At 60.5% G+C, this 11,819-nt stretch carries 12 protein-coding genes and 1 pseudogene; 1 reads left to right on the top strand and 12 read right to left on the bottom strand.

Annotation, left to right across the window (positions count from 1 at the left end; translation table 11 throughout):
- Positions 1-8: 8 nt before the first annotated feature.
- Positions 9-1,349, bottom strand: a pseudogene (locus ACXADQ_RS17425) (integrase core domain-containing protein).
- A gap of 15 nt (positions 1,350-1,364) precedes the next feature.
- Here ACXADQ_RS17425 and ACXADQ_RS17420 point away from each other — a divergent pair.
- A complete protein-coding gene (locus ACXADQ_RS17420) occupies positions 1,365-1,955 on the top strand; it encodes an SDR family oxidoreductase (RefSeq protein ID WP_475323951.1) in 591 nt (196 codons plus the stop codon).
- 308 nt (positions 1,956-2,263) lie between these two features.
- Here ACXADQ_RS17420 and kce read toward each other — a convergent pair whose 3' ends face one another.
- Genes kce through ACXADQ_RS17365 form a run of 11 tightly spaced genes read right to left on the bottom strand, consistent with a single transcriptional unit; the run spans position 2,264 to position 11,801 of the window.
- Positions 2,264-3,199 carry a 3,5-dioxohexanoate:acetyl-CoA acetone transferase gene (gene kce / locus ACXADQ_RS17415; RefSeq protein ID WP_475323947.1) on the bottom strand — a complete coding sequence of 312 codons (936 nt, stop codon included), beginning with the start codon at positions 3,197-3,199 and terminating at the stop codon, positions 2,264-2,266.
- 3 nt (positions 3,200-3,202) lie between these two features.
- Positions 3,203-4,231: a branched-chain amino acid ABC transporter permease gene (locus ACXADQ_RS17410; RefSeq protein WP_475323943.1), complete on the bottom strand. Its 1,029-nt coding sequence runs from the start codon at positions 4,229-4,231 to the stop codon at positions 3,203-3,205.
- Positions 4,228-5,091, bottom strand: a complete 864-nt coding sequence (locus ACXADQ_RS17405) for a branched-chain amino acid ABC transporter permease (RefSeq protein WP_475323941.1) — start codon at positions 5,089-5,091, stop codon at positions 4,228-4,230. The genes ACXADQ_RS17410 and ACXADQ_RS17405 overlap by 4 nt, the downstream gene beginning before the upstream one ends.
- A gap of 1 nt (position 5,092) precedes the next feature.
- The gene (locus tag ACXADQ_RS17400; protein ID WP_475323939.1) at positions 5,093-5,800 is read right to left on the bottom strand and encodes an ABC transporter ATP-binding protein; all 708 of its coding nucleotides are present in this window, start codon (positions 5,798-5,800) and stop codon (positions 5,093-5,095) included.
- Positions 5,793-6,521 (bottom strand): ABC transporter ATP-binding protein, encoded by a 729-nt coding sequence (locus ACXADQ_RS17395; RefSeq protein ID WP_475323937.1) that lies wholly within the window; start codon positions 6,519-6,521, stop codon positions 5,793-5,795. The genes ACXADQ_RS17400 and ACXADQ_RS17395 overlap by 8 nt, the downstream gene beginning before the upstream one ends.
- 51 nt (positions 6,522-6,572) lie before the next feature.
- Positions 6,573-7,853, bottom strand: a complete 1,281-nt coding sequence (locus ACXADQ_RS17390) for an ABC transporter substrate-binding protein (RefSeq protein ID WP_475323934.1) — start codon at positions 7,851-7,853, stop codon at positions 6,573-6,575.
- A gap of 38 nt (positions 7,854-7,891) precedes the next feature.
- Positions 7,892-8,821, bottom strand: a complete 930-nt coding sequence (locus ACXADQ_RS17385; RefSeq protein WP_475323930.1) for a 3-hydroxyacyl-CoA dehydrogenase family protein — start codon at positions 8,819-8,821, stop codon at positions 7,892-7,894.
- Positions 8,822-8,824: 3 nt separating this feature from the next.
- Positions 8,825-9,619 carry an SDR family NAD(P)-dependent oxidoreductase gene (locus ACXADQ_RS17380; protein WP_475323925.1) on the bottom strand — a complete coding sequence of 265 codons (795 nt, stop codon included), beginning with the start codon at positions 9,617-9,619 and terminating at the stop codon, positions 8,825-8,827.
- A gap of 3 nt (positions 9,620-9,622) precedes the next feature.
- Entirely contained in the window at positions 9,623-9,979 is a 357-nt protein-coding gene (locus ACXADQ_RS17375) for a cupin domain-containing protein (RefSeq protein ID WP_475323921.1), read from the bottom strand.
- Positions 9,980-9,987: 8 nt separating this feature from the next.
- Positions 9,988-10,635, bottom strand: coding sequence for a DAPG hydrolase family protein (locus ACXADQ_RS17370; RefSeq protein WP_475323919.1), 648 nt, complete (start codon positions 10,633-10,635; stop codon positions 9,988-9,990).
- Positions 10,632-11,801: an MFS transporter gene (locus ACXADQ_RS17365; RefSeq protein WP_475323916.1), complete on the bottom strand. Its 1,170-nt coding sequence runs from the start codon at positions 11,799-11,801 to the stop codon at positions 10,632-10,634. The genes ACXADQ_RS17370 and ACXADQ_RS17365 overlap by 4 nt, the downstream gene beginning before the upstream one ends.
- Positions 11,802-11,819: the final 18 nt, after the last annotated feature.

Raw genomic sequence — 11,819 nt, 5'->3', positions numbered from 1 at the left:
TTTGATTGTTAGTGCATGGTGGGCCTCTGGTCCATTGGCACGATGCTTTTGGGCGCAGGCGGACGGTAGCCCAATGAGCTATGCGGCCTGACTGTGTTGTAGTGGATGCGCCATTGCTCGATCAGGATTTGCGCTTCCCGCAAGGTGTAGAACAACTCGCCATTCAGGAGCTCATCCCGGAACCGGGCGTTGAAGCTTTCACAGTAGCCATTCTCCCATGCCCTGCCCGGCAGGGCATCGCATGGCGATGTCCCGAGAGGGGTGATCCTGGTTCGATGTATGCGGTCTTGGCACCAACGGCGGCGATCCAGTCCCTCACCTTTTGAGCGATAAATTCTGGCCCATTGTCGGATCTTATGTATTCCGGTGGTCCACGCAGGATGAACAGGTCTGTCAGCGCATCCAGCACGTCCGTGGAGTTGAGTTTGCGATCCACGCGGATCATCCATTGCCCGGCAGGCGATTTGCCTTGCAAATCTGCCGAGAGGGGGGCTCTCTGGTGTATTCATCGATGATGTTGAGCGTCCGATAAACCCGGCCGTCAGCGGTGCGGTCCTGGACGAAGTCATAGGACCAGACGTGGTTGGGGCGCTCGGGTCGTAGACGCACGCATGATCCGTCCACTGCCCGGCAGGGCATTGCGCAGCAATGTCCCGAGAGGGGTTCAGCCAAAGCCGTCCTGTTCGCCTGTTCTCTCGAACCGGTGGCGTTCACAGGCTCACTCTTCTGCTTTTGCGGGACCTTCAGCCCTTCACGCCGCCATATCCGTTCAACCCGCTTATGGTTCACACACCACCCAGCATTGTTCAGCAAACCTGTCACCATGCGATACCCATAGCGCCCGTATTGATCGGCCAGCTCGATAATGTCGTCGGTCAAACGCGCTTCATCAGCACGGCCTTGGGGGACCTTGCGCTGCGTGGATCGATGCTGACCGAGTGCGCGGCAGGCGCGGCGTTCAGACACGCCAAGCTCCTGCCGTACATGGTCGACGCATTTCCGGCGACGCGAAGGGCTTAGGGGCTCCGCCCGTTCAGGCCTGACTTGATCCACAGGATCAAGTCCTAGACGGCCATCACTCCCTTTGCGGCTTCAGTCAAGATGAGCTTATCCAAGGTCAAATCGGACACCGCCCGTCGCAGCCGTTGGTTCTCTTTCTCCAGATCCTTCAGGCGCGCAAGCTGAGACCCCTGCATCCCGCCATAGAGCTTTCGCCATCGATAGAACGTCTGCTGCGTCACGCCGATTTGGCGCACTGCCTCGGTAATCGTCGCGCCTTGCCCCTGAAGTACTTCAACCTGCCGAAGCTTCGATACAATCTCTTCGGGCTTCTCTCGTTTTCCAGCCATCGCTGATCCTCCAATTTGCGGGATATTCTATCCCAGTTGGTGGACCACTTTCAGGGGGCTACTCCAACCGCGGCGACCGAGATCGGTGCGACGGCTCTGCACCTCAACGTTGCCGACGCGGGCAGTATTGCTTCAGCAATTAAAGAAGCTGGCCCTATCGATGTGCAGGTCAATAACGTCGGCATTCTCGGTTCTGGCAGCTTGCTTGACGATCCCGAAGACTTTGCAACTTCAATGGCCATCATGGTGCATGGACCATATTTGCTGATGCATCATCTTACGCCCCGAATGGTTTCCTCTGGCTATGGGCGGGTAGTGAACGTGTCTTCGGGTTGGGGTGCATTCTCCGATGGCGTTGCTGGGCCCGCTGGCTACGGTGTGGCAAAGGCAGCACTAAATGCACTGACGGTCGCAACGGCGCGGACCCTTCCAAAGAATGTTAAGGTCAATGCGATGTGTCCTGGTTGGGTGCGCACACGAATGGGCGGCGGCGGTGCAAACCGCTCTCCGGAAGAAGGCGCAGACACAGCCATCTGGCTCGCGATGCTGCCGGATGATGGTCCAACCGGTGGCTTCTTTCGGGACCGAAAGAGCATTTCGTGGTGAAATAGCCGCCGTTGGTGCGGGATGCAGCATTGGTTGATTTGGGCTCAAAGCCGACATTCGGCGCTGCGGCGCGCGACTTTTGACCTTGCAGGGCTGGGCGCGACCAACCAGATGACGGCTCCCGGCCCTTAGCTGCCGTTCGACTGAGCAAAACCCAGCACCCCAACTTCCCGAAAGCGGACGCTCGTGCAGACCGCAGCATTTGGGATGGTCCAGATGGCCGCACTGCGGACAAAGTGGTCTTTCGTTGCGCAAAGTCGAACGGCAGCTAAGTACGCGTCGCTACAATTGAACGCTTCCAATTTCCCTCAGAACGCTACCCTGTCACCGCCCTTCAGATCCAGTATCTCACGCGCCTCGTCCGGTGTCGCGACCTCGCAGCCCAGGCCCTCGACGATGCGGCGGATCTTGGCGACCTGCTGGGCGTTGCTTTCCGCCAGTTTTCCGCGCGAAATGAACAAGCTGTCTTCCAGCCCGACACGGACGTTGCCGCCCATCTGGCTGGCAGTCGTGGCCAGGGACATTTGTGCTCCGCCCGCGCCCAATACCGACCAACGATAGTCGTCACCAAACAGCCGATCAGCGGTGCGTTTCATGAAGATCAGGTTGTCGACCTCGGGGCCGATGCCACCAAGGATGCCAAAGATGAACTGGATGAAGATCGGAGCCTTGAAGAGACCGATATCCATGCAGAACTTCAGGTTATAAAGGTGACCGACATCATAGCATTCATGCTCGAACTTGATGCCATGCGGGGCCAGGGTTTCGGCAGCTTCCTTGATGTCGCGGAAGGTGTTGCGAAAGATGTTCTGATCCGACCCGGCAACGTAATCCTTTTCCCAGTCGAACTTCCAATCGTCATCCTTGTACCGGTTCGCCAGAGGATGGAACGAGAAGTTCATCGAGCCCATGTTCATCGAACACATCTCGGGGGAAAACGTCTTGGCCGGGTTGATCCGGTCCTGGATCGACAGGGTCAGTGAGCCACCGGTCGAGATGTTTACCACCGCATCGGTTGCCTGCTTGATGCGCGGTAAGAAGGGGGCAAAATCGTCCGGGTTGACCGACGGCGCGCCGGTTTCGTTGTTGCGTGCATGCAGGTGCAGGATCGACGCGCCGGCATCGGCTGCATCCATCGCCTGCTGGGCTATATCGTCATAGGTATAGGGCAGCGCATCCGACATGGTGGGCGTGTGGATCGCCCCGGTGACGGCGCAGGTGATGATGGTCTTTTGCTTGGCCATGGATCAGGCCTCCTTGTCGGGTTTCGGGGCCATCACGCGATAGCCCAGCGGGAAGAGTTGCAGGTCGAAGCGCGCGCGAATGAGGCCCCAGATGCCTTTGGGGGCCTTCAGCATCACGACGATGGCGACAAGGCCCAGCACAATCAGGTAGATGGTGCCGAGATCGGCCAGGGTTTCGCGCAGGGCGAAGAACACCAGCGTGCCGATGATTGGCCCTTCGATGGTGCCGATGCCGCCGATGACGACAATGAAGATCACGAAGGCGGTCCAGTCGTTGACGCTGAACGCGGCATCGGGCGAGATGCGCAGCTTTTGCAGGAAGATCAGCGCGCCGATCATTGCCGTGAGGGCCGAGGTGACGACATAGACGGTGAACTTGGTGCGCCAGATGTCGATGCCAAGGCTGCCTGCCGCCAGTTCATTGTCGCGGATGGCGGTCAGGGCTAGCCCTTTGCGCGAGCGTAGGAACAGATAGACGGAAGCTACGACAAGCACGGCCGCGCTCAGTGCCAGCCAATAGCTGATCAATTCCCGCATCGCCCGTTTCGAGGCCAGTGATTTGACGATGGCCACCGGCAGGGAGGAGCCAGAGCCACCGCCAAGGGAGGAGATCTGGGCAAAGCCAAGGCGGAAGACCTCGGCAATGACCCAAGTGCCGATGGCGAAATAGGCTCCCCGCAGGCGGAAGATCAGAACGGCGACGGGGATCGAGACCAGTGCGCCCAGAATGCCCGCCATCGCGATGGCGGCGAAGGGGTGCAGCCCGCCGAACATGGTCAGGGCAAACAGCATATAGCCGCCAAAGCCGACAAAGGCCTGTTGGCCGACCGAGACCAGCCCGGCATAGCCGGCCATCAGGTTCCACAGACTTGCCAGTGCGAGGTAGAGAAACAGCTCGCCCATCAGTCGCATGTCGGCCCGCCCCGCCCACCACGGGGCCGAGATCAGCACGATCAGGATCAGCGCTCCCAACACGGCGGCAACACGGGCGGCCTGGGACGAGCGGGTGACGGTATAGTCTTGCAGGTTCATGCCGCGATCCTCGGGAACAGGCCATTGGGGCGAATGGCAAGGATGAACAGGAAGGCCAGGTGTCCGGCCAGGATTTGCCAACCCGGGTCAATCTTGGCGCCGATGGTCTGCGCCACGCCAAGGATCACGCCGCCCGCCAGCGTGCCCCAGAGGTTGCCAAATCCCCCGATGATCACCGCCTCGAAGCCAAAGATCAGGCGACCTCCGCCGATCGAGGGATCAAAGCTGGTGCGGATGCCCAGAAGGATGCCCGCAATTGCCGTCACCGCCAGCGCCAGCGCCATGGCAAGGCCAAAGATGTGGCGGCGGTTGAGACCCATCAGCTGGGCGATGTCCTGATTGTCCGACACGGCGCGGAAGGCGCGGCCCAAAGCCGTGTGATAGAAGGTCCATTGCAGGCCCCAGATCACCGCGACTGCTAGGCCGAAGGTCAGCAGTGGAAGAACGCCGAGGGTCAGCCCGCCAAAGGCAACACTGGCGGTTTCCAGCGCGCCTGCGTCCATCTTCTGCGGATCGGCGGTATAAACCTCGAGAAGGCCGTTTTGCAGGATCACGCTGAGCCCGAAAGTCACCAGCAGGGGCGGCAACAGGTCGTCGCCCAGCGTCTGGTTGAGCAGCCCCCGTTGCAGCACGTAGCCGATCAGCGCCATCGCCGGGACCACGATGACCAACGCGGCCAGCGGGTGCAGCCCCACGGTGGCGGTGACGGTCAGGCCCAGGTAGGCCGCCAGCACGATCAGATCGCCATGGGCGATGTTCACCAGCCGCATCACGCCGAAAATCAGCGACAATCCGGCGGCAAACAGCGCGTATAGCCCACCCAGCAAGGTGCCTTGCACAATTGCGTTCACCCAATCCATCTCATTCGATCCCGAAATAGGCGCGGGAAATCTCCTCGCGCGAAACTGTGTCCGAGGCGCCTTCCAGCGAAACGCGCCCCTCTTGCAGGCAATAGACCCGGCCCGAAACCTTCAACGCCTGGGCGATGTCCTGTTCGACGATGATGGCGCTCATGCCTTCGTTGATGATGCCCGGCAGGGCAGCGTAGATATCCTTGATCACGATCGGCGCCAGCCCGAGGCTGATCTCGTCAAACAGGATCAGGTCGGGGTTGGCCATAAGGGCGCGGCCAATGGCGACCATCTGTTGTTGGCCACCGGACAACGAGGTCGAGGCCTGGTCCTTGCGCTCGTCAAGAATGGGGAAGAGCTTGTAAACGGCTTGCAAATCCCACGGGCCGGGGCGCCCGACCTGCGCGCCGATCATCAGGTTTTCCTTCACGGAAAGCGACGGGAAAAGCTGCCGCCCCTCGGGTACCATGGCAAGACCGCGCATCGCCACCTCATCGGCGCGCAATCCTCCGATATCCTCGCCGCCATAGCGGATCTGGCCGGGGCCGTTGGTCAACAATCCAGTGACCGAGCGCATCAGCGTGGTCTTGCCCGCGCCGTTGGCGCCGATGATGGCCAGCACCTCGCCGGGTTCGACATGCATGTCGATGCCGTAAAGCGCCTGGAAGTCTCCGTAGTGGGCCTCGAGACCCTGCATCTGAAGGATCGGTTCAGGCATCAGCTTCGATCCCCAGGTAGATTTCTTTCACTTCCGCGCTCTCCATGATCGCATGGGGTTCGCCCTCGGCGATTTTACGCCCGAAATCGATCACGATCAGGCGGTCGACCACGGCCATCAGCGCATGCACAACGTGTTCGATCCAGATGATCGTCACGCCGCTGGCATGAATGTCCTTGATGGTCTGCACCAGCGAGGCGCATTCGGCCTCGGTCAGGCCACCGGCTATCTCGTCCAGCAGCAAAAGCTTGGGTTTGGCACAAAGTGCCCGGGTCATTTCCAGCCGCTTGCGCTCCAGCAGGGTCAGGCTGCCGGCCTGCACGTTGGCCTTGGGCAAAAGCTCGGTCTGCTCCAGAACGTCCAGACAGAACCGCTCGGCCGCGTGGCCATGCAGCCCCGCCGATTGGGTGGCGGCAATCATCGCGTTTTCAAAGACGGTCATACCGGAAAACGGCTGCGGCACCTGGAAGGACCGGGCAATGCCTGCGTGGCTGCGTTTGGCCGCGCTCATGGTGGTGACGTCCTTGCCGTCAAAGGCGACCCGCCCGCTGTTGGGGCGAAACGTGCCGGTGATCAGGTTGAACATCGAGGTCTTGCCTGCCCCGTTCGGGCCGATCACGCCAAGGGCCTCGCCCTGGGGCACCTCAAAACAAAGCGCGTCGGCCACCGTCACGGCGCCGAAGGACTTACACAGATTGTCCAGTTGCAAAATGGCGGTCATGACGCCCTCGTTTTGTAGTGGGGCAGCACCGTGATACCGCCCCGATCTGTCCTAGGCCAGAAGCTTCAACTCGCCGGTCAGCGGGATGTTTGGCGCTGCCGAGTTGGCGACGATCTTCAGGTCGAACGCATCGCCTTCCTTCTGCCATTGACCTGCGACCAGCGGCGTCTTTGTGACGTTGTTGATCGGACCGTTGGCCCAGTTCACGTTGCCCACGATGGTGTCGAGGTTCGTGCCGGTAATGGCAGCTACGATGGCTTCCGGATCTTCCAGGTCCTCGGCGCGTTTTACCACATCTGCCACCACTTCAAAGAGCGCGTGCTTGAAGCCGATCGGCTGGGTCCAGGGACGGTTCGACGCGGCGGAATAGCCCACGGCCAGATCCTTGGCCGATGCACCGGTGAGCGACGAGGAGAACGGGTGGTTCGGCGACCACCAGACCTCGGAGGAGAGGCCATCGCCGTGATCGCCCAGGCTCTCGATCACCGAGGGAAACAGCAGCGCCTTGCCGATGGTCACAACCTTTGGGTTGAAACCCTGTTGTGCGGCTTGGCTCCAGAAGGTGGCAAAGTCCGGTGGGATCATGTTGCCGGTGACGATCTCGCAGCCCGCATCCTTGAAGGCAGCGATGTAGTTCGAGAAGTCATCCGAAAGCGGCTGATAGCGGCCCGGATCGATCAGGTTATAGCGATCTGCCGCCAGCGGCTTGGGCAGCCCCAGTTCCGGGTGGCCCCAGGCGTTGCCATCCGCATCGTTAGGGAACAACCCGCCAACGGTCTTGGCCGCACCAGACTGGCCCCACATGTCAAGGAAGGCACCGATGACGTCTTCGAGACCCCAGAAGAAGTGGAAGGTCGAGGCAAAGCCTTCGCCCGGTACGCCGTTGCGGCCGAAGAAATAGGGCTGCCACGGGCAGTCGGTGGTGATGCAGGGCACCTCATTGACCTCGGCCTGATCGCTGACCGGGTTCACCGTCTCGGGTGTCGATGCAGCGACGATGATGTCGACTTCATCACCAAGGATCAGGTCGGCAGCCACTTCGGCGGCGCGGTTCGGGTTGGATTGGCTGTCCTTCGAGAGGATCTCAATATTCCAGGCTTTGCCATTGTTTTCGATGCCGCCGGCAAGCGCCTTTTGGATGCCGGCAAGGACGTAGTCATCTGCTTCGGCAAATCCGGCCAGCGGACCGGTGCGCGGGCTGACATGGCCGATTTTCAGGGTCGGCGCTGCCGCATAGGCGCGGGTGGCCGACAGGATGGCCGGGCTGGCAAGGGCTGCGCCCGCTCCGGCAAGGAACCCTCGACGGCTTGGTGTTAAGAATTTCTTCTTCATGGTTCTTCCTCCCTTTGCCGGCCCTCCCGCCGACGGTTTTAGCTGTCCAGAATTCCTTCAAGCCTATTCAGATGATTGGCGACGCGGGCGCGCACTGCGTCCGCTTCGGCGTCGGTCCATTGCATGAAGCCTTCGCCGGACTTCATGCCGAGTTTTCCGTCCGCCACGAGACCCTGCAGATAGGGTGACGGACCCTGCCGCGCCTCGATGTCGTGCAACACGTTTTCGTGGATATCGAGCGTCAGATCCGTGCCAACGAGATCAGCATTTTCCAGCGGCCCCAGCACGGCCAGACGGCGGCCAAAGCTGGATTTGATGACCGTATCGACGGCCTCGGCATCGCAGATCCCGTTCTCGACAAGGCTGACCGCCTCGCGCCACAACGCATGTTGCAGCCGGTTGCCGATGAAGCCGGGCACGTCCTTTTCCACCATCACCGGGGTTTTCCCGGCATCTTCCAGCAGGTCGAACATGGTTTGCGCCACACTTGGGTCGGTCCATTCGGTCTTGATGATCTCGACCAGCGGGATCATGTGCGGCGGGTTCCACCAATGTGTGCCAAGGGCGCGGTTTTTCCTCCGCAGGCCCGACATGATCTCGGTGATCGGCATCACCGAAGTGTTGGACGCCAGAATGCACTGCTCAGGTACGTGCTCTTCGATCTCGGCGAAAATTTTCTGTTTCAGCGCCATCTTCTCGGGCGCGGCTTCGAAAACGACGTTCGCCTGGTGCACGGCTCCGGCGACAGTGTCGAAAATCTCAATCATTTTCAGAGCTTTGGCAATGGTGGCATCGTCGTCGCCCATCGCCTTCATGCTCTGAAGGATTCGCGACGACACCGTTTCACGGGCCTCTGGCACCGGATCGGTGATCGCCACATATTGTCCGGCCTTGGCCAGGGTCAGGGCAATCCCGTGCCCCATGAGGCCTGCGCCAATGACGGCAATCTGCTGTTTCTTCGCCACCATCGATCAGCCCGCCGTATAGCCGCCGTCGGCATAAAGGATATGCCCGGTATAGAAATCCGACGCCTTGGAAGCGAGGAAGAGAAGCGGTCCGGCAAGGTCTTCCGGTTCCCCCAGACGCCCCTTGGGCACGCGGGCAAGGAACCCGTTGCGCACCTTGGTGGCCTCTTCGGTGTCTTCAAACATCCACGCGGTCAGGGGTGAGCGGAAAACGGTCGGCGCAATTGCGTTGACGGTCACGCCAGAGGCGCCCAGCTCGCAACCCAGGGCCTTGGTGATGCCATCGGTGGCCGACTTGGAGGCACAATAGGCAGTATACCCCGCCGGGTGGCCCAACAGTCCACGGGCCGAGCTGACCAGGACGATCTTGCCGTAACCCTGTTCCTTCATCTGCGCCGCAGCGGCGCGGGACAAGAGCCATGTCTGATTGACATTGGCATCCATCACCGATTGGAACGTCTCGGGCGTCATGTCGTTGATCAGGGCAACCTTGTTCATGCCCGAGGCCACGACCAGGATGTCGAGCTGCCCATGGGCCTCGACCGCCTGCGCCACCAAGCTGTTGCAGATGTCTTCATCCGTCGGGCGGGTGTTGATCGCCGTTACCTCGGCGCCCATGCCGCGGCATTCTGCGGCGATCTCGTCCAATGCCTCTTGATTGCCCGCGACAAGCACCAGCTTGCAGCCAGCACCGGCTAGAACCCGTGCGGCAACCATGCCAAAGGCACCTGACGCACCGGTGATCAGGGCGACGTTGTCTTTGACGTCGAACATCGAAAGGGGGGTGGTCATAGCGTTCATGGATCAGGCCTCGGGGTTGGCTTCGGGCGGGTAGGGGATGACCACGAGCATCTTGCAGACGTGGTTCGACGTGTTCTCGATGCGGCGGACCAGGCCGGGCGGAATGGTGCAGCTGTCCATTGCACGCAGCACTTCGGTCTTGCCGTCCCATTCGATCGTCATCTCGCCTTCCAGCACGACATAGACCTTTTCAAAGGGCGTCGAATCCGGGCCCGCGCCACCGCCGGGGAGAAACTGGGAATAGCCGATCCACTGATTGGTCGGGCCGCCGTCTTCAAACCCTTGCAGCCGCAAGCCCGATACGCCCCAGTGATTGGGGGCCTTATAGGGCTGGGCGTCGGCAAATCGCTTTATATGCATGGCGTCCCTCAGTTGACTTTTTGTTTTGTGGTTTCGCGGGTGAAAAGATCGGGCAGGAAGCCCGCCAGGATCTTCATTTCTTCTGCGCAGTGCCTGTGCAGGCCTGACAGGGTCTCGTCCGAGGTCAGTTCCCTGCGGACAATCCCGGACAAGAGCGGAACCGCGGGCTTTACATCTCCCAGCCAAAATCGGCTGCGCATCACGCATCCGGCGTCTGTGTCCCGCACCAGATGCAGCACATGGCCCGTCCACAGTGGCAGGTTTAAGGGGCCACCTCTGGCGTAAATCGCAACGCCCACATCCGCGGATTGCAACTGTTCTGCATCCAGAATGGTCGTAGGGTCCCGAAAATTGAGCTTGAGCTTGGCAATCGCATCGCCGCCCAGCCTTTCGTGAACCAGATGCGTGCCTCCGATGTACTCTCCGGTGTCGCGCGGACCCTTCCAATCGCTCCAGATGTGATCCTTGGGATGCCATTGCTTGTATTGTTCGGTCGTCTGAACATGGCTGAACCACCATTTGATCATCTCGCTCGAACACCCGGGCATTTCGGTGCGCACCGCCACAAAGCCCATCCCGTCGTCAAGCGTCTTGAAGCCATCTTCGAGCGGTGCAGGATCCTGTTGCAGGAGTTGGCTGGCGTCTCCGATCTTCATTTCGACGCCTCCCTAAGCCTATTGGACAAGCCTTGATTTCTTGCCAGCAGAAAACACAGGCCCCCACAGACCGCAGCCGCGCCAGCGAGCACGCCGACAAAGGGGTATCCAAAGATATCCGCGGTCGCGCCGCCCAGAAACGGCCCCGCAGCAGCGCCAAACATCATCATCGAAGCCGTCGCCGAGTTGCTGCGCCCCGAGGCGTCCAGCTTGGCCAACAGATCAAACATGAACGTGTGAACGAAAATCACCGTTGGGATGACCAGGACGTAGCAGGCCGCAAAGACGGGAAAGACCGGGGCGTTTGAGACGGCAAGCGACAGAGCTCCGTGAAAGAGCGGCCCAAGTATGACGACCCCAATCAAAGGAATGCGATGCTGCATCAGATGTGCCACAATCGGGGCGACGAGAGCCAGAAAACCACCGGCAACCAACATACCCGCCACTTGCTCGGGCGCGAAACCGCGGAAGTCGCCAATGCGTTCAACAAAGCTGAGTGTGATGGCGTTGCCCAGCATCAGCAATACGATACCCGCAATCACCAGACGCAACTGCGGGTCATGTGGCAGGCTCTGCGCCTCTGCGGCGTTGGGCGCCTCTTCTGCCTTAGGGTAGGCCACAAGCGCCAGAATCGCGGCGATTCCAACGATGGCACAAGCCACCAGAAAGACAGCAGCGACGCCCATGCTGGCCATGAGTCCGGGTACTGTTGCAAAGAAGACAATGCCAAAGATGCCGATCCCAAGGTTGGCGGCGGAAAACGCGCCATGGGGGTTCTTTGACTGGCCCAATGTGCCGTGCACCATGGTGATGCCCGCGCCAGCACCGATCCCGGCCACAAAGTGCAGCAACGCCAATGCGGTCGGCGTGAATGTACCGGCCGAGGGATCAATCCGCGACATCACAAAGAACAGGCAGGCGGTCACGGCAAAACCAAGCGTGGCCACCATCCGTTCCGAGACGTGTCCAAACCGACGGGACATCGCAACATTCGCGAGCAGCACACCCACAAGATACAGGGTGACAATGCCGCCCGCCAGGATCGGGGAAAAGCCGAACGATGCGATCATGCCGCCGACCCAAAGCGGCAGGATCACCAAATCCATCATCCCGGCCAAATGTGCGAATGAAAGAACGGTGCGCCCACCGATGCTATCAACTTGCATGACTCTCTTCTCCTCCTA

It is taken from the genome of Thalassovita sp. ABM4_323 (assembly GCF_056158665.1).
Note: the sequence above shows the minus strand (reverse complement) of the source record. Positions and strands in the feature narration are given on the sequence as shown.